The sequence below is a fragment of the Cryobacterium sp. AP23 genome (genome assembly GCF_054075385.1).
Map to the genome: position 1 here is coordinate 1,113,794 of NZ_CM133415.1, position 23,169 is coordinate 1,136,962.

Annotated in this window: 21 protein-coding genes; 5 read left to right on the forward strand and 16 right to left on the reverse strand. The window is 63.4% G+C overall.

The genetic code is table 11. The features are described from left to right. Positions 1-56: 56 nt before the first annotated feature. The 7 genes from ACU5E9_RS05275 to ACU5E9_RS05305 all read right to left on the reverse strand — a co-directional run bounded on the left by ACU5E9_RS05275 (position 57) and on the right by ACU5E9_RS05305 (position 7,166). Positions 57-926 carry a C-terminal binding protein gene (locus ACU5E9_RS05275; protein ID WP_456812570.1) on the reverse strand — a complete coding sequence of 290 codons (870 nt, stop codon included), beginning with the start codon at positions 924-926 and terminating at the stop codon, positions 57-59. Positions 927-988: 62 nt separating this feature from the next. Next, positions 989-2,287, reverse strand: a complete 1,299-nt coding sequence (gene eno, locus ACU5E9_RS05280; RefSeq protein WP_456812571.1) for a phosphopyruvate hydratase — start codon at positions 2,285-2,287, stop codon at positions 989-991. After that, positions 2,284-3,291 (reverse strand): phosphotransferase family protein, encoded by a 1,008-nt coding sequence (locus ACU5E9_RS05285; RefSeq protein ID WP_456812572.1) that lies wholly within the window; start codon positions 3,289-3,291, stop codon positions 2,284-2,286. Before ACU5E9_RS05285 ends, eno begins: the two co-directional genes overlap by 4 nt. Further along, the gene (locus ACU5E9_RS05290; RefSeq protein WP_456812573.1) at positions 3,288-3,959 is read right to left on the reverse strand and encodes a fumarylacetoacetate hydrolase family protein; all 672 of its coding nucleotides are present in this window, start codon (positions 3,957-3,959) and stop codon (positions 3,288-3,290) included. Before ACU5E9_RS05290 ends, ACU5E9_RS05285 begins: the two co-directional genes overlap by 4 nt. Further along, positions 3,956-5,089: an FAD-dependent monooxygenase gene (locus ACU5E9_RS05295; RefSeq protein ID WP_456812574.1), complete on the reverse strand. Its 1,134-nt coding sequence runs from the start codon at positions 5,087-5,089 to the stop codon at positions 3,956-3,958. The genes ACU5E9_RS05290 and ACU5E9_RS05295 overlap by 4 nt, the downstream gene beginning before the upstream one ends. A 49-nt stretch (positions 5,090-5,138) precedes the next feature. Next, entirely contained in the window at positions 5,139-6,143 is a 1,005-nt protein-coding gene (locus tag ACU5E9_RS05300; protein ID WP_456812575.1) for a fumarylacetoacetate hydrolase family protein, read from the reverse strand. 6 nt (positions 6,144-6,149) lie between these two features. After that, positions 6,150-7,166, reverse strand: coding sequence for a VOC family protein (locus ACU5E9_RS05305; protein ID WP_456813499.1), 1,017 nt, complete (start codon positions 7,164-7,166; stop codon positions 6,150-6,152). A 129-nt stretch (positions 7,167-7,295) separates the two neighbouring features. On the opposite strand from ACU5E9_RS05305, the gene ACU5E9_RS05310 reads away from it, so the two are divergent. After that, the gene (locus ACU5E9_RS05310; RefSeq protein WP_456812576.1) at positions 7,296-8,231 is read left to right on the forward strand and encodes a LysR family transcriptional regulator; all 936 of its coding nucleotides are present in this window, start codon (positions 7,296-7,298) and stop codon (positions 8,229-8,231) included. A gap of 555 nt (positions 8,232-8,786) precedes the next feature. On the opposite strand, the gene ACU5E9_RS05315 is transcribed toward ACU5E9_RS05310, so the two are convergent. The 6 genes from ACU5E9_RS05315 to ACU5E9_RS05340 form a co-directional block, all read right to left on the reverse strand. After that, a complete protein-coding gene (locus ACU5E9_RS05315) occupies positions 8,787-9,707 on the reverse strand; it encodes an amidohydrolase family protein (RefSeq protein WP_456812577.1) in 921 nt (306 codons plus the stop codon). Further along, positions 9,694-10,605, reverse strand: a complete 912-nt coding sequence (locus tag ACU5E9_RS05320) for an NAD(P)-dependent oxidoreductase (RefSeq protein WP_456812578.1) — start codon at positions 10,603-10,605, stop codon at positions 9,694-9,696. The genes ACU5E9_RS05315 and ACU5E9_RS05320 overlap by 14 nt, the downstream gene beginning before the upstream one ends. A gap of 102 nt (positions 10,606-10,707) precedes the next feature. Continuing rightward, positions 10,708-11,745: an ABC transporter permease gene (locus ACU5E9_RS05325; RefSeq protein ID WP_456812579.1), complete on the reverse strand. Its 1,038-nt coding sequence runs from the start codon at positions 11,743-11,745 to the stop codon at positions 10,708-10,710. Further along, the gene (locus ACU5E9_RS05330; RefSeq protein WP_456812580.1) at positions 11,742-13,244 is read right to left on the reverse strand and encodes a sugar ABC transporter ATP-binding protein; all 1,503 of its coding nucleotides are present in this window, start codon (positions 13,242-13,244) and stop codon (positions 11,742-11,744) included. The genes ACU5E9_RS05325 and ACU5E9_RS05330 overlap by 4 nt, the downstream gene beginning before the upstream one ends. Before the next feature lie 38 nt (positions 13,245-13,282). Then, positions 13,283-14,350, reverse strand: coding sequence for a sugar ABC transporter substrate-binding protein (locus ACU5E9_RS05335; RefSeq protein ID WP_456812581.1), 1,068 nt, complete (start codon positions 14,348-14,350; stop codon positions 13,283-13,285). 155 nt (positions 14,351-14,505) lie between these two features. Continuing rightward, positions 14,506-15,438 (reverse strand): sugar phosphate isomerase/epimerase family protein, encoded by a 933-nt coding sequence (locus ACU5E9_RS05340; RefSeq protein WP_456812582.1) that lies wholly within the window; start codon positions 15,436-15,438, stop codon positions 14,506-14,508. Positions 15,439-15,627: 189 nt separating this feature from the next. Here ACU5E9_RS05340 and ACU5E9_RS05345 point away from each other — a divergent pair, with 189 nt between their 5' ends. Together ACU5E9_RS05345 and ACU5E9_RS05350 are read left to right on the forward strand one after the other, a co-directional pair. Then, positions 15,628-16,566, forward strand: a complete 939-nt coding sequence (locus ACU5E9_RS05345) for a ribokinase (protein ID WP_456812583.1) — start codon at positions 15,628-15,630, stop codon at positions 16,564-16,566. After that, a complete protein-coding gene (locus ACU5E9_RS05350) occupies positions 16,532-17,272 on the forward strand; it encodes a DeoR/GlpR family DNA-binding transcription regulator (protein ID WP_456812584.1) in 741 nt (246 codons plus the stop codon). Before ACU5E9_RS05345 ends, ACU5E9_RS05350 begins: the two co-directional genes overlap by 35 nt. Positions 17,273-17,278: 6 nt before the next feature. Here ACU5E9_RS05350 and ACU5E9_RS05355 read toward each other — a convergent pair whose 3' ends face one another. After that, entirely contained in the window at positions 17,279-18,625 is a 1,347-nt protein-coding gene (locus tag ACU5E9_RS05355; RefSeq protein ID WP_456812585.1) for an NAD(P)H-dependent oxidoreductase, read from the reverse strand. 88 nt (positions 18,626-18,713) lie between these two features. Between ACU5E9_RS05355 and ACU5E9_RS05360 the strand changes: the two genes are divergently transcribed. Together ACU5E9_RS05360 and ACU5E9_RS05365 are read left to right on the forward strand one after the other, a co-directional pair. Then, a complete protein-coding gene (locus tag ACU5E9_RS05360) occupies positions 18,714-19,748 on the forward strand; it encodes a LacI family DNA-binding transcriptional regulator (protein ID WP_456812586.1) in 1,035 nt (344 codons plus the stop codon). Between the two features lie 15 nt (positions 19,749-19,763). Next, a complete protein-coding gene (locus ACU5E9_RS05365) occupies positions 19,764-20,360 on the forward strand; it encodes a hypothetical protein (RefSeq protein WP_456812587.1) in 597 nt (198 codons plus the stop codon). A 274-nt stretch (positions 20,361-20,634) separates the two neighbouring features. On the opposite strand, the gene ACU5E9_RS05370 is transcribed toward ACU5E9_RS05365, so the two are convergent. Together ACU5E9_RS05370 and ACU5E9_RS05375 are read right to left on the reverse strand one after the other, a co-directional pair. Then, complete coding sequence (locus ACU5E9_RS05370; RefSeq protein ID WP_456812588.1) at positions 20,635-21,693, reverse strand: alpha/beta hydrolase fold domain-containing protein; 1,059 nt, start codon at positions 21,691-21,693, stop codon at positions 20,635-20,637. Further along, entirely contained in the window at positions 21,690-23,165 is a 1,476-nt protein-coding gene (locus tag ACU5E9_RS05375) for an MFS transporter (protein WP_456812589.1), read from the reverse strand. The genes ACU5E9_RS05370 and ACU5E9_RS05375 overlap by 4 nt, the downstream gene beginning before the upstream one ends. Positions 23,166-23,169: the final 4 nt, after the last annotated feature.

Genomic DNA, 23,169 nt, shown 5'->3' on the forward strand with positions numbered 1-23,169 from the left:
CGCGCGCAAGGTGGGCTGCCCCGCACACACAACTCGCCAGCGACAGACTGCGTGTGTCAGCCGTTGACGACGCTTTGCGGTGGGCGGCCGGAGAGGACATCGACCACGCTTCTGGCTGCCTGTTCCGCGAGAGATTCGATCGATTCCACCGAGTAGAACGCGGTGTGGGGTGTCGCCAGCAGGTTGGGTTGCGCGAGCAGGGGGTGGTCGGCTGGCAGAATCTCGGGATCGAACACGTCGACGCCTGCCCCGGCGATCCGCTTCTCGTACAGGGCGCGCTCGAGTGCGCCGTGATCGACTACGCCGCCACGGGCCGTATTGATGAAGAACCCGTCAGGCCGCATCGCTGCAAAAAACTTGTCGTTAACCATTCCACGCGTCTCGGCGGTGAGGGGCACGTGGAGGGAGACGTAGTCGCATCGGCCCAAGAATGAGTGCAGGTCTGAAGTGCTCGATCGTTGAAGGTGATGGACGAGGACGTGCATCCCGAGTGCTTCGCACCGTGCGCGGAGCGCCGAGCCGATCCGGCCGCCGCCGATCACTCCGATTGTGCGGCCGCTGATTCGTCGTGTGCCGAATTCAGTGCGCAGCCGCCAGTCGCCGTCCCGCACTCCGCGATTGTAGGAAAGGAGATTCCGCTCCAGGGCGAAGATCATCGCAAGCACGTGTTCTGCCACCTCATCGACGCAGTAGGCGGGCACGTTCGTGACGGGAATTCCCAGCGATGTCGCTTCCTCCACCGCAATGTTGTCCACTCCGACGCCGTATCGGGCGACAACGCGGAGGGACGCACCGGCAGCTCTTATGACAGCGGGAGTCACCTCGGCGAAGCAGGTCATTATGGCGTCTGCTCCGGGCGCGAGCGCAACAAGGGTGTCCTCAGAACCGTCGGAAGCCTCGATCACCTCCGCGTCGATTTCCGCCAACACCCTTCGCTCTACGGATGTATCCCGCCACGTGTAGTCCGTGATCAGGACCCGTGGCCGACTCACGACGCACTCGCAGCCAGCGCGGAACGCCCCGCGAACACCGCGTTGTCTCCCAGTTGTTCTTCAATGCGCATCAGCTGGTTGTACTTGGCGAGGCGCTCGGACTGCGTGATCGAGCCGATCTTTATCTGCCCCCCGCGCCATCCGACGGCGAGATCGGCCAGCGCGCTATCCTCGGTTTCGCCGGACCTGGCTGAGATCACAGTTGCCCAGCCCTGTGCCTTTGCGAGTTGGAGCACCTCGAACGTCTCTGAGATTGTTCCGATTTGATTCATCTTGACCAGGACGGCGTTTGCGGAGCTCTCGGCGATGCCCCGATTGACCCGTCGCGGGTTGGTGGTGAAGAGATCGTCACCGATAATTTGGACCCGCCCGCCGAGCCTGGCCATGAGTCTGGGCCAATTTGCCCAGTCGTCTTCGGCGAGACCGTCTTCGATGGAGATGATGGGGTGCCGGTCGACCATGCCCTCCAGCACGTCGATGACGTCGTCGGCGCTGAGGTCGCGACCCTCGGAGGCGAGACTGTAGCGGTCGCTGGAGCTGTTATAGAAATGACTCGCGGCGACGTCGAGCGCATAAGCGATGTCGCTGCCGAGTTCGCGTCCCGCACGCACAACAGCTTCATCGAGAATCTCAAGTGCCTCCTCATGGCTACGAAGCGCGGGACCGAACCCGCCTTCATCGGCTGTGAGGAGTGAGTACCCACGTTCCCTCAGGATGTCGCCTGTCGCGGCCCGGACGTCACTGACCCATTCGATCGCCTGACTGTAGCTGGCAGCGCCGACCGGGACAACCAGGAAGTCCTGGAAGTCGAGCTGCCTGCCGGCGTGCAGCCCGCCGCTGATGATGTTGACCATCGGCATAGGCAACGTCACCTCAGCGTCGCCTCCGAGGTGACGCCAGAGCGGCAGGCCGGCGAGTCGGCTCTCCGCCCGGACCGTGGCGAGGGAGACCGCGAGGATTGCATTCGCGCCGAGTCGCCTCTTGTCGGCGGTTCCGTCGAGGTCGATCAGCACCCGGTCGATTTCGCTGTGGTCGACGGTCATACCGCGCAGCCGGTTCGAAATCTCGGTACTGATTGAGCGGGCGGCATCTCGAACGCCGAGACCTCTGAATCTGCGATCGTCACCGTCGCGCCGCTCGACTGCCTCGTGCCGGCCGGTCGATGCCCCGGACGGGACGCTGGCGATGACGGCTGTGCCATCGGTCAGCCGCAGTTCCGCCTCGACGGTTGGTCGCCCACGAGAGTCGAGGATCTCACGTCCAATGATGGAATCGATGGTTGGGGAAGTGTTCATGATGTTTCCTGTTCGTGAAGCGCTCGCGCGAGAACGGCGAGCAGCGGCTCTGTTGCACCTGTCGTGAGGATGTCCCGGGCGGTCGCCCGGATTGACGGGCCGTGGACCCCCAGGTACTCGACCGGGGACTTGCCGTCCACTCGGGCGAGGAGCAGGCAGCCGACGGCAATCACAACGTCACCTTCGGGCGCGGCTGCCGCTCCGCAGCGTGTCTGATAGGTGAGCCAGAACTCGGTCGCCAATTCCAAGAGATCTGTGGTGCAACCAGGTAGGACGATGTGCTTGAGGATCAGATGGGTAAGCAGAAAGGCGACATCGAAGCATGGGTCGCCGAGGTGGGCCACTTCGACGTCGATGACGACGACGGTGTCGCCGTCGACGAGGAGGTTTTTTGGAGCGAAGTCGCCGAGCACGAGGACGTCTCGCGATTCGATCAGGCGTTGGGCGTGGGCATGGACGATCGGCGCGAGTTCCGGGTTCCTCTGGGCTGCGGCGCGGTGGTAAGGCTCGATGCGTCCCTGTATCAACGGCATCCTGTCGGCGAAGTCTTCGAGCGCGGCGTGGTCGACTCGGGATGCGAGCTGGATCGTTGCGAGGATGTCGGCTGCGGCGCGGGCGGTTGACCTGCTCAGTTCGCCGCGCATCAGTTGCGCCTTCCATACTTCCCCAGCAGGCACATAAGTCATGGCGAAGGCGAAGGCGTCGTCGTCTGCGCCGACGACCGTTGGAACGTGGCCGGGGATCACTGTCTGGAGGTAGCTGAGCGCCTTGCGTTCTGTGATGATGCGGGCGCGATCGAAGTCCCATCGGTCGGCCACGCGGAGTTGCGGGAGTGACTGCTTGACGACAACGCCTCCGCTTTCCCACTTCACGGCCAGCACGATATTCGACACTCCGCCGGCGAGTGCCCGCGCGCAGAGCGGGTGACCTTCTGGAACTATCCCTTGTCCCTTCGCCCAGGGGATGACGGTCGATTCGTTCAAGAGCTCGGGTGCGCCGGTCATTGCCCGGTGATCCGGATTGTGACGCTTCCGAGCGGCCCCATGCACGAGGTGTACTCGGGTCGCAGTATGGGGATGGGTGGGATCAGGGAACCTGTCATGATCAGGTCGCCGGCCCGCACCTGCTCCCCGTTGGCTTGCGCTACTCGTGCGACGTGCGCGACGACGTCGAGGATGCTGCCGATGGCGGCTTCCGCGTGGTCGCGCGCCTCGAGTAGCTCTGTGCCGCTGGTCAAACTGAGGCGGAACCGTTTTCCTGGTTCGTAAACACTCGGAGCCCCGAGTACGATGCGGCGCTGGTAGATGTTGGCCGCCAGGGCTGCGCTCCGGTCGTCGAGAGGACCGGTGACGTCAACGATCTCGAAAGCCGGTACCACCGCCGAGATGGCGTCAGCGACCTGCCGAAGGTTGGTTGGGTCGTGCACATCGTTGCCGAGGAGCACCGCGATTTCCGGTTCAAGGCGGGGGCTGATCCAGCCTGAGACGTCGATGGTGCTGCCTGACGAGTACTCGCACCCTTCAATGAGACGCCCGACGAGCGGACCCCTCAAGCCGAGCGCAGCGATGCTAACCGGGCTGCCGAGTCCGGCCTTCCAGCCGATTTGCTGTCCGGTGACGGACTCCGGGGGCGACAAATGGTCGGTCAGATCGACTTGATGGGAGGCAATCATGCCGGCTGCGCCATCTTCTGACCGACGCCATAGATCAGTCCACCGGCATCCGCGTCGCGGTTGCCGTCAATCTGCCACTGACCGAGTTGCACCGATGCTTCAACGACTGCCTGCGCTCGCGGCAACCGTCGAGCATGGAACTCGTCCCACAGTTGCTGGTCGAGGGCATCCCGCTCAATGATGAGTTCGGTCAGCACGAATGCGTCTTCGAGGGCCTGCGCCGCTCCTTGAGCAATCGTCGGTGGGCAGCTGTGCGCCGCATCACCGATCACGACCACGCGGCCACGGTTCCACGGCGCCGGCACCAGGTGCTGAGTGAACCATGAGTAGTGCGCGCTAGCCCCGGATTCCAGGTCGGCACGGATGGTGTCCCACGGGCCGTGATACGCGCGGGATTCCTCGATCATGACCTGCGTCGCTTCCGCCGCGCTGAGCCCCGACCGGTCTTGGGCCGCTTCCACGAGGAACGCGTACATCGTGTCGTCACTTGTCGGGGTGTACCCCGCAATATAGACAGGCCCGCCGTAAAAAAGTTCACTTGTGACGACCTCGACCGGTCGGGAAACAAACGCCCGCCATGCTCCCATTCCGGTCCGCTTGGGCTCCACGTCGATCCCGATCAGCTGCCTGACGGTGGAGTGGAGTCCGTCGGCGCCGACCAGCAGATCGAAATCACCGGCCCTTTCTCCATCAACGAACAGTCTGACCGCGTCGTCGGTCAATTCAAGCGCTGTCACTTTCCTACCGAAGTGGATACGTGCGCCCGCGCTCCGTGCGTGCTCGAGCAGCACGTTCGCGAGCACGGGGCGGTAGATGCCGAAGGATCCGGGATAGTCCGGTCCACCGCTTTTGATGTCGGGCAGCTCCTGAAGCACCGGCGCGCCGGCCCCCGGTAGCCGCAGCCGCAAACCGTCGACGGCGGCGCCGAGAGGCCGGATGTCGTCCCAGATACCGAGCTCCCCGAACACGCGGAGCGCGTTCCCCTGCAGCGTGATTCCCGACCCGAGAGCACTCAGCTCAGGCTTGGACTCGAAAACGTCGACCTCGACGCCCGCTCGAGCCAAGCGGATTGCGGTTGCCAGCGCGGCCATCCCGCACCCGGCGATAGCCACCTTCTTCACTGCGGTCATTTCAGAACCTCCTTGTTCTGGTTGTATCTACGGTGGGCGAACGATCGATTTAAGAGTGGTCGGCCCCGGATGATGCAATTTCTGCGACGCAACGAACGATTTGAGTGCCGAGGCCGGAGATGGACCCGGTCATGACGTCTCCGTCTCGAAGCCAGCGGCCATGGTGAGCACCATTGCCGCTCGGACTTCCCGTCAGTACCAGGTCGCCGGGCAGCAGAGGCATTGTCTGGGACGCAGCGGAAACGAGCGCGGCGACATCGAAGACGAGGTCGGACGTGCACGAATCCTGCATGACCTCTCCGTTCAGCTCGAGCCGGATCGTCAGGTTCGTGCTGTCCACGAAACGCGCAGGGGTGAGGTAAGGACCGGTAGGCAGGAACCCTGGTGCGTGCTTGCCACGAAAGAAGTCCGTGCCGATCTCCTTCATATCCTGACGGAAGACCCGGTCACGGGTGGTGATGTCGTTCACCATCGTGTACCCGGCCACGTGGTCGAGGGCCGACTCCGGCCCTACCCGAAACGCCGGCGCCCCGATCACGGCCGCCAATTCAAGTTCCCAGTCGTGCCGGTCACTATACGACGGCAGGACGAGCGGCTCATCGTCGCCGACAACGCACGCGGGCAGGCCGACAAAGATGTACGGGATGCCGTTGTCCCGGCGATCGTCCATCATCGCGGCGGCCCAGAGCCGGAGTTCCTCGTCCGACCGAGAGTCGTCGCCGCGCCGCCCGGAGACGACGAGTTCGATGACATGCTCGCGGTAGTTCGCTCCGGCTTGGAACACTTGGCGTGGCTCGACTGGTGCGACAAGAGTGACGTCCTGCACCGGCATCCACGGGCCGTCAGACTCCGCGAGCGTGTCCAAACGGGACCAGTCCGGCGCCGCGAGAAACTCATTGAGATCTTTCGCTCCCAGGTCCGCCGCGGTCAGCTCCCGAACCCTGCCGTCCCTAACGAGCCCGGGCCGGATGGACGTTCCGACGCGGAACCGGGCCAGCGCGAAGTGCCCCGCTATCACTACTCGGTGCGCGGTTGCTGGGTTGATGGAAGTCAACGCTGCTCAACCCCGGCCGTGTTGGGCGTACGGGTTGATCAGAGCATCCCGGATTTCGTCGGGGACCCCCTCCTCGGTCGCGCTGGGTCCGTCCGCCGCAGGGAATGATTCCGTCATTGACATCGGCATTGCACTGTTGCGGTAGAAGTTATTGGACCCCAGGGACGGCCGCCAGGTGTTCGGTTCCCAATCCGGCACGTAGTTGCGGTAGCCGCCCGTGTTGATTTCGATGCGCAGAGAACTGGGCTCACGGTAATATAGGAAGCTTTGTTCGCCGATGCCATGGACGGAGGGACCGTACTCAATCGGCACACCATTCTCGAGCAGTGTGTCTGCGGCGATGAGGAGTTCTTCCCGGGTGTCGACCCAGAACGCGAAATGGTTAAACCGGCCTGGCTGTGATGAGCCATCAAGGACGACCCCGAGATCGTGCGACTTCTCGTTGGTCGTCAGAACCGAAAACACGGACAGGGGCGCCTCGTCCAGGAGCGTGCGGGCCATGATCCGAAAGCCGAGCACATCGCGGTACCAGGTTACAAATGCGTCGACATCGCTGGCCGCGATGGTGACATGATCCAGCTGCCGGGGGGCACCGGCGACCTTGCTGCGGCGTTGCGGGCGATCTGGATAGATCGAGTCAACCCCGGCCGCCGCCACGTGCCGTTCCACGTCCCAGTGAAGGGTGAGATTGTGTCCCCACGGCCCTACAAAGCTATACGTCAGACCGAGGCCCGGCACATCTGTCCATTCGCCGACGATTCCAGCCGCCTCAACGCGATCAGCAGCCTCTCGCAGGGCCTCCGGGCTCGATGTCCGCCACGCCATCGTTACAAGTGAGGGCGCATCTCCGCGGACGATGACAACCGAATACTTGTAGTAGTCGCCCCAGCAGCGCAGGTAGACGGCGCCGTCGAGACGGTCTACGACGCTGAGTCCGACGTGATCCTCATAGAACCGGACTGATGCTTCGACGTCGGGAGACGTGATCGTTACGAACGATAAGTGGGAGAGCAGCTTGATCATCTTTGATCCTTCCGGGGAGCCGACGGTGGTTCTCGCTGGATCCAGCATCGAAGTTTCCCGTTCATCAGGGAAGGTGAATTCGGGCATACTCGATATCCAACGACGTTATGCACTTCGAGGGAGAAGTCATTGTCCGAATCACGCAAGCTCTCGCGACTGGACCTCAACCTGTTGCTCGCTCTCGATGCCCTTCTCACCGATCGGAGTGTCACGAGGGCGGCGGACCGCCTCGGCGTGAGCCAGCCCGCGATGAGTGCTTCACTTGCCAGAATCCGCCGTCAATTCGAAGACCCGATCCTCATAAGGCGGGGAAACGGCTTCGACGTCAGCCCTCTCGCCGCTCGACTCGCCCCGCACGCTGCGATCGCCCTGGATGCGGCCCGAAGGGTTTTTGAGAGCCAGGCCGACTGGTCTCCTGCGGAATCCACTCGCGAATTCTCGTTCTACTCGTCCGACTTCGGAATGCGCACCATCGGACCGGTCGTCTCCCGTCTTGTCGAGGAAAGCGCACCGGGAGTGCGGCTGCGGCTCTCTCTCCTTAGCCCCGCCATTGTTGACGAAGCGAAAATGAGACTCCGGACGATCGACGGAATGATTCTCCCTCACGGCTTTCTAGAGGGCCTCTCCCACACCGATCTTTGGCACGACGACTGGGTCGTCCTCGCCGACGAGGCGAACGAAGTGATTGCGGAAGGGATGGCTTTGGACGCATTGCGGGAATGCCGTTGGGTCTACTCCTACCAATCCAAACAGGCCTTCACCCTGGCCACCCGACAGCTCCAAAACCTGGGCATCGAGCCCGACGTTGCCGCCGTAGTCGAGAGCTTCCTCGCCATCCCAGACTTCCTCATCGGCACCCGACGGATCGCCCTTGTACAGCGTCGCGTCGCCGAACGGGCCATCCGTTCTGGAGGACTCCGCATGGTGAAGGCGCCTTTCGAACCCTCCCCCGTGCTGACTGCCCTCTGGTGGCATCCGCTCTTTGATGCGGACCCCGAACATCGATGGATTCGCGAAACATTCGCGAGGGCAGGGGCGAAGGTCGAAAGCGCCACGTCGCTGTAGCGGCAGCAGATGCTCGCTGCTGCTGGCGGACAGCGAGGACCATTCTCCGAACGGGCGTCGCTCGTCCAGTGCGGCCGCGGCTCCCGTAGCCGGGTCGAACGCCGCAACCTCCCGAAGCACCGGCGCAAGCGCCCCACGAGCAACATCCGGGTACAGTCGCGCCCACTGGTCAGAAAGCGAGACACTGCTCCGGGGCGTGAGGCCCTCCCATGCGACTCCGACCATGTTGGTGCTGGTGGGGAGAAGTCGATACACCTAAACCTCGCGCCTCCATTCATCTCTTTCAGACTCCGCATAGGCTTCCAGTCGACATTCCATCGCTGACCGGCATAAAAAATAGGAGATATGCGAAATGAGCGGTCACTCCAGCGGTTTTCGGACATTGGTCGACAATCAAGTCCAAAGGAAAACCCCCGGATGACCGGGGGTTTTGTTACTGCTGGGGTGCCCTGTCGGGTGGCTCGTAGAGCACATCGTCTCGCACCCCAGGGATGGGAGCTGGGGACGATTCATCGGGCAGAGCGCGGGCGCGGACCACATTAACGGGCCGGAGTGTCACGCGAACTTCTCAGCGGTAGGTCGGTTGGGTGCGAACTTGTATGCTTCCAGCGCGGTACCCGAGAACAACAACCGTCTCTCTTCACGCGAAAAGTCTGAGGTAAGTACTTCGAAAGCCTCGTAGAGCCGGGCGAATCCGGAGTACAGGCTGTCCACGGGGAAGTTACTGCCGAACATGGTGCGTTCGGTGCTAAAAATATCGATGGTTTCGAGAACGATGGGACGAATGGAGCGTATGGTCCAGTTGTGGTCGTTCGTTCCAAGTGCCGATACCTTCACGAATACGTTGGGTTGGGCCGCGACCGCTCGCATACCCCGCTGCCATTCGTTCACCGACTGCCGGTCTCGTTTAATCGGCATCCCGGCGTGGTCGAGGATGATTCGAATCGACGGGAACGCCGCGGCAAGCTCTCCAGCCTGCCGCAGTTGCGCCGGAAAGACCTGCAGGTCGAAGGTAAGATTTTGCTGCTCAAGGAGTGCGAAGTGTGCCCGCCAGGTGGGATCGGTGAGAATATCGTCCCGGTCCCGATGAGAGTAGAAGGGGTCGGGATGCCAGTTCAGGATGTCGCGAATTCCTCGCACGCTCGGTATCGCCGCGAGCCGTTCCAGCTGCGCTGGAGCGTCGTCGGCCAGCAGCGACACCTTCGCCACCTGAACACTCGGCAGAGTGCGCGCGGCGGAGATCGAGTCAATCCAGCGCGCCTCCGCCAGAGGATCGGCCGCGCCGTTCTCCACGTGCACGGAGCCGAGGAGCCGGTAGTCGCCCACATCGGTCAGGTAGTCGTCGAGCGAGTATGACCGCCGCAGGGGCAGGTCGTTGCCGTGATACCGATCCCGCACCGCACCTTCGAGCCACGGGTACGACCGGGTCAGGTCGGTCAGGTGATGGTGGGCGTCCACGATCTCAAGGGCTGTCACGGCTGCTCTTCGCGATGGTCAGGTAAACGCCCGTGTGGTCCAGCTCGCCGTCCCCGTCGGCAACCATCTGAGCGAACAGCCGGGTGACCGCCGTGGTGGTCGGCAGGGAGAGCTGATTGGCCTCAGCGGCGTCGGCGATGAATCGCAGGTCCTTGAGCTGATTTTTTGCGCTGCCGCCGGCGCTGAACTCCTGGTGGGTCCACTTGTCGCCCTTCTGCTCCAGCACCTCGGAACGGGCCAGGCCGCCCTGCAGAATCTCCCGCACGACGTCGAGATCGAGTCCGGCGGACCGGGCCAGCAGCATCGCTTCAGACACCGCGGCCACCACACCGGCGACGACGATTTGGTTGCATGCCTTGGCCATCGCACCCGACCCGCTGGGGCCGAGATACCGGATGGTGCTACCGATCAGGCTGAACACCGACCTCAAGCGCTCTGCGGCATGGGGCTCACCGCCGATCATGATGCTCAGCGTGCCCTGTTCGGCTCCGACGGTTCCGCCGCTCAGGGGCGCATCGACGACGATCACGCTGTGCTGATCCAGCATCCGCTCGGCGAAATCGGCGACCGCGATCGGCGACACCGTGCCGTGCACGACGAGCACCGGGGCGCTGATGCCCCGCGCCGTCCAGCCAGCGAGCAGCCCGTCCGCACCACCCAGCAGGCCTTCGACCTGCGGCAGGTCGGGCAGCACGGTGAGCGTCACCTCGGTCGCCGCCTCCGCCGGCGTGTGCGCAACGACTGCTCCGGCCGGTTCCAGGGCCGCCGCTTTCCCGGCGGACCGGTTCCAGACGATGATCGGGCCATGCCGGGTGAGGAGATTGGCGGCCATCGGGCCGCCCATGGGGCCCAGGCCCAGCAGCGAGAGGGTCGGGCGTTCGAGGGATTCGCGGGTCATAGCCATTCCAGGGTGAGAAAGAGAACGCGCTGTGCGCGCCCCGACCGATGAGCCCAGTATCGCCGGTACTCAGGACATGAGCACCGGCGATGCGGGGGTGGGCTAGATCTTGACGGACGGGTGGGTAGCCGTCGGCGGGGCGGCGACGTCCTTGCGCTTCTTGGCCCGGGAGAACATCGACCAGTCCTTGCTGGTCTGATCGAGGACCACCGCGATCAGGACCACGAGGCCGGTGACGATCTGCTCGTAGAAGCTCGGAACGTTCAGCAGCACCAGACCGTTGGTGAGGGCACCGAGGATGAGGGCACCGACCAGGGTGCCGGCGATGCGACCCTCGCCACCCATCAGGTTGGCGCCACCAATCACGGCTGCCGCGATGGCGGTCAACTGGTAGGATGCGCCGGCGTCGGGCTGAGCCGCGTTGATTCGAGCGACGATCACCAGGCCGCCCAACGCGGACAGACCACCGGCGATCGCATACACGGCGATCTTCACGCGGTGTACCCGCACGCCAGACAGCCACGCGGTTTCTTCGCTGCCGCCGACCGCGATCACGTTCTGACCGAAGACGGTCTTGCGCAGCAACAACCAGGCGCCGATGGCGACAACCGCGACCACGATGACGACAACCGGCACGCCGAACACGTAGCTGTTGAGGATCATCACGAACTCGGCCGGGATGTCGTAGACCGGTCGGCCGTTCGTGGCCACGTAGGCGCAACCCTGGAACACGCTCATCGTGCCTAGGGTGGCGATGAACGGGGGCAGCCGCAGTTTCGTGACCAGCAAACCGTTGATGGTTCCGCAGATGATGCCGATGAAGATACCCAGAAGGAGCCCGAGCATCGGCGGGACACCCTCGTTGACCATCAGGTTGGCGCTGACGATGCCCGCAAAACTCGCGACTGCGCCGACCGACAGGTCGATGCCGGCGGTGATGATGACGAAGGTCAGCCCGATACCGATGATGGCGTTCACGCTCGCCGACACCGCGACGTCACGGAGGTTGTTGACCGTGAGGAAGTTCGGGTTGAGGAATCCGAGTACCGCGAACAGCACCACTGCTGCCACGTAGATGCCGACGGCTTGGAGGTTGATCTTGCGCTTCGGCCGGACTGCGGCCGGGGGCGGGAGAGTCATTTCTGTCCTTTCGGTACACCCATGGCGCTTGCCACGATGCTGTGTTCGTTGATGTCGTCGCCGGTGTGTTCCGAGACGAACTGGCCCGCCTTCATGACGAGTACCCGGTCTGCGATGGAGATCACTTCCGGAAGGTCACTGGAGACCACGATGACGGCGTGGCCTTCGGATGCCAGTCGGTCGATGAGCTCGTAGATCTCGACTTTGCCGCCGACGTCGACTCCCTTGGTGGGCTCATCGAAGAGGAAGACGCTGGCGCCCAGCCACATCCACTTGCCGATGACGATTTTCTGCTGGTTGCCGCCGGAGAACTGGCGGGCGTTGAGCCTCACGTTCGCCGGCCGCAGCGACATGCTCTTGCCCATCGCCTCGGCCGTCTCCACCTGCCGGCGGGCGCTGATGAACGGGCCGAACGAGTTGAGCTGTTTGTCGGCCGTGAGCGAGATATTCGCGAACGCCGGCGTCTGCAACACGAGGCCCTGGTGTTTACGGTCCTCGGGGATGAACGCGATGCCGGCGGTACGACTGTCTCGAGGCGACTTCAACTTGAGCTTTCGCCCACCGAGGGTGACGGAACTGTGGGTTCCCTCATCGGCGTGGATCATCGCCCGCAGGAACTCGGTGCGACCCGACCCGACGAGGCCGGCGATTCCGACGACCTCACCGCGGCGCACCGAGATCGACAGTGGGCCGACCCCTGACGGATGGGTCACCCCCGTCGCCTCGAAATACACCTCGGCGTCGGCCTTGACCGGGTGTTGCCGCACGAAGGAGAGCAACTCGCGGCCCACCATGCGACGGACGATGTCCTCGGAGGAGGTCTGGTGGATCGGAGCATCGAACACCGGTTTGCCGTCACGGAGAACCACGACAGTGTCAGACACGCTCATCACCTCCGGCATCTTGTGCGACACGTAGATCACGCCGACGCCTCGACCGTGGGCGATCTCCCGCACCCGGTTGAGGACCTCTTCGACGTTGTGCTCGAGCATGCTGGTGGTCGGTTCGTCCAACGCCACGATCTTCGCGTCGAACGCGAACGCCCTGGCGATCGTGAGCGCGTGCCGCTGGGCGGGGCTCAGCTTGGCGACCGGCGTTCGCGCCTCCATTGGAAAGCCCATTTGTGCGACATCCTTGAGTGCGCGGTCGATGTCCTCGCCCGCGGTGGCACGTTGGCTTCGGGTGAGACCCAGAAGCAGGTTCTGAATGACGGTGAGCTGAGGCACGATGGCCGGCTCCTGCTGGGCGATCCGCACACCCTCCGCCAGCGCCCGGCGGGACGTGTATTCCGTCCGCCGGACGCCGTCGATGGTGATCGATCCCCCATCAGGCCGAAGGGATCCGCCCAGGATGGAGAGGAGGGTGCTCTTGCCTGCACCGTTTTCTCCGGCGAGGGTTCGCACCTCGCCCCGCTCCAGGATGAAGCTCACTCCGTCCAGCGCACGAACGCCGGGGAAGGACTTCGCGATGTCTCGGACTTCGAGCAGATGTTCGGCCATGAAAATCGCCTTTCAGGTTGAAATGGTCGGCTGAACCGTTACGGCATGCCCGTGGCGTATTCGTCCACGTTCTCGGCATCGATGATGAACGCCGGCACGTCGACCCAGCCGGGTACGGTCTGGCCATCGAGCAGCCACAGGGCCACGTCGACGCCGGTGGCACCCTCGGTGACCGGCAGTTCGCTGACCGTGGCGGTAATGCCGCCGTCAACGATCTGCTTCTTCGCCTGCGGGATTCCGTCGGTGCCCACGAGGACAACCTCGCCGGTTAGGCCCTTCGCGGCGATGGCCGCCTGAACACCCAACGCCATGCCGTCGTTCTGGGAGTAGAAGGCCTTGATGTCAGGATTCGCAGTCAGCATCGCGGTGGCGATCTCCTGGGCTTCAGTCTGGCTCCAGTTGGCGCTCTGTGAGGCAACGAGCTCCAGGTTCGGGTGCTCCTTCAGGGCGGTCGTGAATCCTTCGCCGCGGTTACGAGCGTTGGAGGAGCCCGGGTCACCCTCGATCATGGCGACCTGGCCACCATCCGGCAGTTTCTCCGCGATGTAATCAGCAGCCGTCGCGCCGATGGTCAGGGCGTCGGGCCCGACATACACGACACCGGGCACGGTTCCCTGAGCGTCGTTCAGGACGATTGCGGGGATGCCCTGCTCCAGGGCGGCCTCGAACACGGTGTCCAGAGCGGTGGCGGAGATCGGCGAGGCCAGGATCGCACTGCAGCCCTGGTTCATGGCGCTGTTCGCCTTGTCGAGCTGTTCGGTGATCGACGACTCGTCGGTCACGTCGAACGTCTGCGACTCGACGCCCAGCCTTTCAGCCTCGTCCTGGAAGCCCTGTTGTTCGAAGCCCCAGAACTCGTTGGACAGCGTCCGGGTCACGTAGCAGAGCTTGATGCCTTCGCCACCCTTGGGCTCACCGAGCTCTTCCTTGACCTCAGTGACCTCGGTCTTCGCGTCGGCGTCGACCAGGTCGACGATTGACGTGTCCGAACCCGAACCCCCACCTGTGCTGCTGGGACCGTCTGGTGTGGCGGTGCAGCCCGCGAGGAGGCCAACCGCGGCAATGCCGGCCAGGGTCGCGCCGGCGGCGCGTGGAAATGTGAACATTGTGATGCCTTTCATCTTTGAAGGGAAAAACACAGGTTCTACGCCTGTGGCAACGTCTTCGTTGCGGTCAATCGGTCGTGCTGGGTTGATAGGTCAAATGGATGGCGGGTCAAGGCCGCCGGCCGAGGCATTCGAACGTCGGCCGGCGTTGCGCGTTAGAGCGCGATTCGGACGAGTTCGTTGCGAAGCTTCTGGGATTCGACGCCGTCAGCCTTGTTGATCACGTCGGTGATGTGATCGATGCCCACGGCCTTCAGCTTGTCCAGGAGCAGGGCCATCGTGGCGAGGTTCGCCTCGGCTTCGGCTTCGGCCTCTTCGCGGATCGGGAAGGTGTCGAAGTAGATCACGCCGTCGTAGTCGTAACGCAGCAGGTAGTAAAGGAACTCCAGGGTCTCGAACGGGTGGATCGACGCGACCATGAGGCCGTCGTCGTGGGCGTTATTGCCGTCGTTGAGGTGGACACCCCACAGCTTTCCTTCGGCCAGGAGCTGCGCCGCGCCGAAGCCAGGGGCATCCCCGGCCATGAGCATGTGTGCGAAGTCCAGGGTCGCGCCGACGTTCGGGCGGTCGATGAGCTTGAGGATATGGAGAGTCCCGCCGAGGCTGCGGACGACCGAGTGCACACGTTCTTCGTACGGCTTGTATTCGATGCTCAGGCGCACGTCGGGGCGGTAGTCGGCGAGTTCCTGGAACGCCTCGACGATGCGACCGAAGTCCTTCACGTAGTCCTTCTGGAACGTGTAGTCGAAACCGTCGAAGCCGAGCCAGACCGTGACGAGGTCCGATCCGCCGGCGGCCGCCGCATCGATTCCCTTCTTGGTCAGCTCGATGGCCTCCCGGCGCACCGCTTCGTCGCGGTTGCTGTACTCGCCGTGCACGAATTCCTTGCGGAATCGCATGGCGACACTGTTGAGGGTCAATCCGAGCTCGTCGAGGAGCGTTTTCATTGCCTCAGGTTCGATGTCGACGAAGTGCTCGGGATAGTTGAGGTCGACGAAGTCGATGCCATCGACCGCGGCTACACGACGAAGGGCGGCGCCGGCATCAGCGCCGGCGTTGAACGAGTTGAGTCTGGTTGCGAATTTCATAGTCGTGACGCTAACAGGAAATGACATGTTTTGTCACCCTCGGTCATTTTTGTGCAGCCAAATCGTTACATTTTGGCAATTGCGGTCATATGGACATAGGCTCACTCTTGTTGGTAGGGGCGGCGCGAACAGCGCGCGGCTCGTTGATCACCCCAGGAACGGGGTATTCACAGTGAGCGGGAGCAGCACATGACGGTCGGAAACATCCTGGTCATCGGAAGTATCAACTACGACTTCATCCTGAGCCAGGACCGGCTGCCGCGACGCGGCGAGACGCTGTCGGCGACCGCCATGCGGGCGGCATTCGGCGGAAAAGGTGCCAACCAGGCCGTTCAAGCCGCGCGCCTGGGTGCCACCGTCGAGTTCCTCGGCGCCGTCGGTGATGATGCGCACGGCAGGGAAAGCCGGGCGAACTTCGAGCAGCAGGGAGTGACCTGCATACTGCGTGACTCCCCCTTCGCGACGGGCCTGGGCGTCGTGCACGTCACCGACGCCGGCGATGTGTACGCCACGATCTTCGACGGTGCCAACCGCTCCGTCGACCGCGACTGGGTGGATGCTCAACGAGACCGCCTGGCAGCCGCCGACATCGTGATCATCCAGAACGAGATCCCGGCCGAGGCCAACTTCCGGGCGATCACCCTGGCCAGTGGCGAAGGCACGCCGGTGATCTACAACGCGGCCCCGGCCCGGCCGGTCGACCCAACCCTGACGGCCCTGTGCTCGTGGTTCATTGTGAACGAGGACGAGGCACAGTTCTACCTCGGCCGGGACCTGGGCGACGTCAGCGACCATCAGGCCATGACCGAGGCCGTCACATCGCTTCAGCGTTACTGCTCCGGTGTGATCCTCACCGCCGGTCGACACGGGTGCTATGTCGCCGCCGACACCGGGGTGCTCTTCATCGGTGCCACGCCTGCGCACGCCGTAGACTCCACAGGTGCGGGGGATTCTTTCGTGGGGGCGTTTGCGACTGCCCTGCTCGAGGGCGCCTCTGCACCAGATGCGGCGAGAGCCGCGTCGCTTGTCGCCGCCCGCACCGTCACCGGCGTGGGTGCCCAATCGAGCATGCCGATGCGTGAGGACATGACCAATGCAACTGTTTTTGCGCCAGCAACTGATTCTTGACAAGGTCCGCGACGGTAACCCGGTTCACATCGATGAACTGGTCGCCGAGACCGGGGCCTCCCCGTCGACGGTGCGCCGCGATCTCCGGGCCCTCGAGCAACAGGGCCAGATCGTCAGCCTCCGCGGCGGCGCCGTGCGGCTGGACGACCGACCCACCGAGCTGCCGGCTGCCGCGAAATCACTCATCAACCAGTCGGAGAAAGCCGCAATCGCCAAGGCTGCTGCGGAAAACGTGCGCGACGGCGAAACGATCTACCTGGACTCCGGGACTACGGCCACGCGGATGATGCCGTTCCTGCACGGCACCCGCGTGCACATCGTTACCTCGAACACGCAGATCCTGGCGTCCCCGCTCGGCCCGAAGATGACCGTGACCCTTCTGGGCGGCACATTTTTCCCCGAGATCGGCTCCGTCGCCGGATCGATGACCGATCGCATGTTGCACGAACTGTATTTCGACAAGGCTTTCCTGGGAGCCAACGGGATCAGCACGGTGGCGGGTGTCACCACCTTCGACGTGCGGGAGGCCACCAAAAAACGCCTGGCCCACGAGCACAGCCGCCAGAGCTTTGTGCTCGTCGACAGCAGCAAGTTCGACAAGGTCACCCTCTGCCGGTCGCTCGAACTCGCCGAGGCCAACATCATCACCGACGCCTACGGCGAGGTGCTGGACTCGGCCCGCTCGTACATCGTAGCGACCGGCTAGAGGCGCCTACCGCTCCTGCTCGCCGATCAGGGCCTCCGTCTCCCGACGCAGTTCGATGGCCTCCGCCAGGGAATCGTCGATGATCACGTCGGCCCAGCTCACGATCTGTCCCTTGGCGATGTCATTGACCAGTTCAACGTGGTGGGCGAGCGCCACGGGAAGCGCACCGGCCTCGACCGAGTGCTTGGCAGACACCAGCTTGCCCCACACCGTGTAGCCGCCCTCACCGTCGAGGAACTCGCCGGCCGTCAGGTCCTTCTTCGCGGTGGCGACGACGTCTCCGTAGAAGCCCTCCGGGTGACCGGTGGAAATTCCGCGCAGGGCGGCGTTCGCGATCGAGATATTCAGTTCCAAGCCGACGTAGTGGTAGGGCCGGTAGAGCGCGGCGTACTGGTTGGTCGGATCCGGATGCCACGGGTATTCGGCGAAACAGGTCGAGACGTAGTCGTTGGTGGCCTTGACGACGACGAAGACCCCCTCCTGGGTGTTGAACGGAATCCAGCTTCCGTCGCGGTTCACGCTCGACAAGACGTCGACACTGCCGTGATTGTCGAGCACTCCCCCGACCTCCTTGGGCCGGCAGATCGTGGCGATTTCCTCGACGTTTCCCGGGGTGAAGGTGAGTCCGGTGTCCGACGGTACGAGGCGTGCGGCGTTCGCCACGGCGGCCATTTCGATAGCGGCCTTAGTACCGTCGCGGAACGAGGTGTGCATGTTCGGATTGAGCTGTCCGGAGTCGGTGAGCTCCTTGGAGAACTCCCAGTTCTCCCAGACATTGTCGGGATTCATGTCGTGATAATGCTCCAGGTATTTGGCGCCCTTGCCCGCACAGGCAACTTCGAAGCCGCTGGTGCGCGCCCAGTCGACGAGTTCCATGATCAACGCCGGCTGATCCCCGTAGGCCATCGAATAGACCACGCCGGCCTTTTCCGCGCGCTTCACCAACGCCGGTCCGGCCAGGGCATCTGCTTCGACGGTGACCATGATGATGTGTTTCCCGGTCTCGATCGCGCGGAGCGCGTGATGGATACCCACGATGGGATTGCCGGTGGCCTCGACGATGACGTCGATGTCTGACTCGAAAAGCTCAGCGGCGTCCTTGAGGATGGTCGTGGTGCGGTTCGCCAGAGCGTCTGCGACAGTGTGCGCCATCCGATCCTCCGGCCAGTCGACGAGCGCAAAGGCTCCCCTGGCCCTCTCAACATTGATGTCGGCGATGGCGACGACGTGCACACCGGGGATGTTGCGGGCCTGGGCCAGGTACATGGTGCCGTAGCGGCCCGCGCCGATCAGGCCGACGCGGATGGGACGGCCTTCCTTTTCTCGTTGGCCGAGGAGTTTATGCAAGTTCACGATGACCTCTCCAGTCTATTGTGGTATCGGTACCACTTTTGTACCACCGCAGCGTAGACTGTGTCAACAGCAACGAATGAGGGAGCACGTGAACAAACCGCCCACTATCCGGGATGTAGCGAAGACGGCCGGCGTCTCGGTGTCGGTCGTGTCCCGCGTGCTCAACGATTCGGGGCCGGTAGCTCCCGACAAACGCGAGGCCGTCTTGCAGGCCATCGAGAGCATGGCCTACCGTCCACGTGCCGCTGCCAGGGAACTCAGTCAGGGTCGCGCCCTGACCATCGGACTCGTGCTCGCCGATCTGACCAACCCGTTTTTCGCCCGTCTGGCCGACCGGATCGTGTGGGAAGCACGGGGGCGCGGTGCCCAAGTGGTTCTCATGACCACGCAGGAAGATCCGCATCTTGAGGCGCAATCGCTGGACACCCTCCTCGACCGGTCGGTCGGCGGCGTGATCGCGACCCCGACCGGGGACAACCTCGGCAAATGGGAAAAACTGCAGGACGTGGGCGTGAACATCGTCTTCGTCGATCGCGCGATCGACGGCCTGCAGGGAATAGACGTAGTGAGTATCGCGAACGCCCAGTCCGCAGACACGGCCACCGAGTGCCTCGTGGCGCTCGGGCACACCCGGATCGGACTGATCTCCGGACCGCTGTCCACGTCCACCGGGCGCTCGCGCATCGAGGGATACCAAGAGGCGTTGCGCCGGGCTGGAGCCGATCAGAATGCGAGCTTGATCAGAGCGGTTCCTTTCCGCGGCGATGGCGGAGCGGATGCCGTGACCTCTCTACTCTCTCTGCCCGAGCCGCCGACCGCACTCGTCGTTGCCAATACGGCGCAGGTTCAGAACGTCGTTCGGCGCCTCTCGCAACTCGGCACCAGCATTCCGCACGATCTGTCGTTGATCGTCTTCGACGACAATCCGTGGACCGAACTCGTCACTCCGCCACTGAGCGCGATGCGACAACCCATCGACCTTCTTGCCCGCCACTCCGTGGACTTGGTTCTGGCGCGCATGCAGGGACAGGTCGCTGCCGGGCCGCGCGTGATCGAGGTCGACGCAGAGTTGATCACCCGCGGTAGTTGCGCTTCCGTGATTCAACCGGCACGTTCCGCCTGATCGGATGGCCATGCCATGAAGTTGTGGTGGCGGCGGCCCCGTGCAGACGTCGGAATCTACAAGCATCCGCCCACTGTTCCGCTTGCCGCGATCGAAAGCGTTGTGCGGGAGGGCCTGCTGATCGCTGCGCTCGCGGTGCGGATGACCATCAAGAACTCACTCATAGTCGGAGCCCTGCGCGATCGACTCGATTACAACTCAGATCTGCTGGAAGTTGAAACTCGGGAGCAACTCATCTTCCTTGCGGTCGAAAACGAAAAGACTGCCGACCGTCTTGACCAGGAGGAACGGGATGGAGACGGCGCGGCTATCGATGCCGACGTGGAAAAGGACGACTACGACATCCTCCTCGAGGAGGCTCATCGCCGACGCCCGACCGTTCATCGCATGCTTGCGGCCGCGCTCCGCAGAGACGCCGATGACCCGACGGCGATTGCGGTCCTCGTTGCACAAGCTCGCGTCGAGGCAGCTGATGAGATCGGTAACGAGGCACTAGGGCGGCTGGTCCGCCACGATTTCGACTCTGAGGCAGGGTACACAAGCGCCAGAGCAGAAAGAATTCAAAGTCTTATCGCAATCGACATCGCGCGTTTGAAACGTACCGACGGCTAGGCGCCCGATCCTGCGTCAGGTACCGAAGACACCAAGGCGTGCGAAGCGAGCCTCTTTTCGAGGGCCCCTAGCTCTCACGAGTCTGTCTACTGACCGGCAGGCGCCAATCAGCACTCGTGTGCCGGCTGTCGCCGGCGCCGACCGAGACGACGAGAAGCGGATCACTGGGAATGATTTGATTCAGGTCACATTTTCGAGGCCGCACGCCGCATTCAGCTGTGACCACCAACTGCCGCTCGTCGGATGTCCTCTAATCGACGCTGGAGATGCGCGTTCAGCCGATGTCTTGGCCGAGGATGATCTGGGCGATTTGCTGACGAGCTTCTTCCCCCTCTGGTGCAGGGATTAGCGGGTAGTCGTGGTTCATCTTGGCTTTTTCGATATAGGTGATCTCGATGCTTCGAATGGCGGCCATGGCCCTGAATTTCCGGGCATCGGCGATGAAGAGTTCACGGGTGCCTGTGAACAGAGTGATGTGTCCCAGATCCTCGAAAGAGCCGTATATGGGACTCAGCCGGGGGTCCTTCGTCTCCGTAGAGCCAGCCCACGCCTGGCCCATTTCCACCAGCCCGAGCGTTCCGAGTACGGGGTCCGTGGATTCGAGGTTCGGGATGCCGGGGTTGGTCATGGTGAGATCTAGCCAGGGTGACAACAGGATGATGTTTTCCGGCTGCGGCAGATTGTTCACTTGGAGGACCTGGGCGAGGCCGAGGGCGAGGCCGCCTCCGGCGGAGTCGCCCAAGAGAGTCAGGTCTGCGCTGTCCGAATCGGCCGCCAGGTCGGCATAGGTGGCGAGGAGCTTGCTGTACGCCTCGTCGTATTGGTGTTCTGGTGCAAGTGGGTACATCGGAATGACGATGCGGGCACCGGTGATCCGGGCCACCTCATCAGCCATCTGGAACTGGAACGAACTCGCCTGATTGATGTACGCGCCGCCGTGCAGGTACAGCACGACCTTTTGGTCGGCTGCGCCGTCTGCGCCGATGACGAATGTCTGCATCCCGTGAATAGTGGTCTCCTCGACGGAAGACGAGAGTCCCGTTGGGGCGGGCACCGGTTCTGAGTTCGCCCTGCGACGCTCTTCGATGAGGTCGGTGACCTGTTCCGCATCCGTGAATGACGCCTTGCCATTGAGGAGTCTGAAGCCGACTTCGATGACTTTGCTCTGAACACTGCGATGCTCGAAAACCGTCGCATCCACGGTGAACCCGCCGGCGACCACGATGACACCAGCCAGGACTATCCCGACGCTGCGGACCCATCGCCGCTTCAGGAATGGCAGCAGCGACCGGGCGGTCGCCTCGGGGTCGGTGGTGGCGCTCGAGGAAGTCAAAGTGTGCCTTTCGGAGTTGGTTCAGCGTTGACGGGGTCTCCCCCGAGGTCTCCTCGGAATAGGGTGAAACCGATGACGGCGCTGGCGAAGTAGAACACGGCGGCCACAGCGAACGCCACGTGATAGCTGTAGACAGTGGCCTGTGCGGCCAGCAGGGCCGTGGGCGTTTTGTCGACGATGAAGGCTGCTCCCGCGCTGGCTGCGATTGAACTGAGCAGCGCGGTCCCGATGGATCCGCCGATTTGCTGGCTCGTGTTTGCCATTGCGGACGCGACTCCGCTGTCACGGGCGCCGGCGCCTGCTGTTGCGGCGTTCTGCAGACGCGCCCAGATCAGGCCGAGGCCGACACCGAAAACAATCAAACCCGGAAGGACACCCGAAATGTACGAGGTGTCGATCCCGGCTCGCAAGAGAAGCAACAAGCCCGCTGTAGCAACAAGGCCGCCACTAGTCACGAGCGATCGCGGTCCGAACCGTGACCCTAGACGCGATCCGGCGAGACTGGTCGTTATCACGATCGTCACCACCGTTGGAAGAAAGGCAAAACCAGTTTGCACTGGCGTGAACTTCAGAATCCCCGACATGTAGTAGGTGCCGAACAGGAAAACTCCCAAGAGCCCGGCGTTGACGAGCAAGCTGGTCAGGTAGGCGCCGCCGCGATTTCGGTCGAGAACGATGCGCAACGGCAGTAGGGGCGATGCGGCGCGCCGCTCGATGAGGACAAACACCACCAGGCATACAAGACCGCCGATGATCGGCATCAGGACCCATGCCGAGCCCCAGCGGTACGTTTCGGCCTGGGACAGTCCATAAACGATACCGACGAGGCCGGCCACGGCGGTGGCGACGCCGGGGAGATCCAGCGGCGAACGGATGGGCCGGCCGGACCGCGGCATCAGCGGGGTGCCGACGAGCGCGACGACGGCGATCGGGAGATTGACGAAGAGGCACCAGCGCCACGACGCGTATTCGGTCAAGACGCCACCCAGCAGCAACCCAACCGCGCCGCCGGCGGAGGACACTGCACCCCAGATCGCGAACGCTCGAATGCGGGCGGTCTTCTCGGGGAACGTGACAGTCAGGAGCGACAGCGCCGCCGGGGCGAGGACCGCACCAAAACCGCCCTGCAGGATCCGTGCCACAAGCAGCGGAGCAAAGCCGTTGGCGAGGCCACCCAGCCCGGATGCGGCAGCGAAGCCGATCAATCCGATCACGAACATCCTCTTTCGGCCGAAGAAGTCGCTAAGCCGCCCGCCCAGCAGGAGCAGGCTGCCGAAGGCAAGCGCGTACCCGGTCACCAACCACTGCCGATTCGCGTCCCCAAACCCGAGATCCTGCTGTAGGGACGGCAGCGCAATGTTCACGATCGTCCCGTCGAGCACGACCATGAGCTGCGCCAGCGCGAGAACACAGAGGGTCAGCCACCGCCGGGTATCGGGACCTGCCGCTGTTTGTTGTTTCGTGAGTGCCATAGTT

What these genes read in the sequence shown, in the direction of transcription:
- eno (WP_456812571.1), bottom strand. Translation starts at nt 2,287, where the DNA reads ATGAACACTTCCCCAACCATCGATTCCATCATTGGACGTGAGATCCTC.
- ACU5E9_RS05285 (WP_456812572.1), bottom strand. Translation starts at nt 3,291, where the DNA reads ATGACCGGCGCACCCGAGCTCTTGAACGAATCGACCGTCATCCCCTGG.
- ACU5E9_RS05290 (WP_456812573.1), bottom strand. Translation starts at nt 3,959, where the DNA reads ATGATTGCCTCCCATCAAGTCGATCTGACCGACCATTTGTCGCCCCCG.
- ACU5E9_RS05295 (WP_456812574.1), bottom strand. Translation starts at nt 5,089, where the DNA reads ATGACCGCAGTGAAGAAGGTGGCTATCGCCGGGTGCGGGATGGCCGCG.
- ACU5E9_RS05305 (WP_456813499.1), bottom strand. Translation starts at nt 7,166, where the DNA reads ATGATCAAGCTGCTCTCCCACTTATCGTTCGTAACGATCACGTCTCCC.
- ACU5E9_RS05320 (WP_456812578.1), bottom strand. Translation starts at nt 10,605, where the DNA reads ATGACCCGCGAATCCCTCGAACGCCCGACCCTCTCGCTGCTGGGCCTG.
- ACU5E9_RS05325 (WP_456812579.1), bottom strand. Translation starts at nt 11,745, where the DNA reads ATGACTCTCCCGCCCCCGGCCGCAGTCCGGCCGAAGCGCAAGATCAAC.
- ACU5E9_RS05330 (WP_456812580.1), bottom strand. Translation starts at nt 13,244, where the DNA reads ATGGCCGAACATCTGCTCGAAGTCCGAGACATCGCGAAGTCCTTCCCC.
- ACU5E9_RS05335 (WP_456812581.1), bottom strand. Translation starts at nt 14,350, where the DNA reads ATGTTCACATTTCCACGCGCCGCCGGCGCGACCCTGGCCGGCATTGCC.
- ACU5E9_RS05340 (WP_456812582.1), bottom strand. Translation starts at nt 15,438, where the DNA reads ATGAAATTCGCAACCAGACTCAACTCGTTCAACGCCGGCGCTGATGCC.
- ACU5E9_RS05345 (WP_456812583.1), top strand. Translation starts at nt 15,628, where the DNA reads ATGACGGTCGGAAACATCCTGGTCATCGGAAGTATCAACTACGACTTC.
- ACU5E9_RS05350 (WP_456812584.1), top strand. Translation starts at nt 16,532, where the DNA reads ATGCAACTGTTTTTGCGCCAGCAACTGATTCTTGACAAGGTCCGCGAC.
- ACU5E9_RS05365 (WP_456812587.1), top strand. Translation starts at nt 19,764, where the DNA reads ATGAAGTTGTGGTGGCGGCGGCCCCGTGCAGACGTCGGAATCTACAAG.
- ACU5E9_RS05375 (WP_456812589.1), bottom strand. Translation starts at nt 23,165, where the DNA reads ATGGCACTCACGAAACAACAAACAGCGGCAGGTCCCGATACCCGGCGG.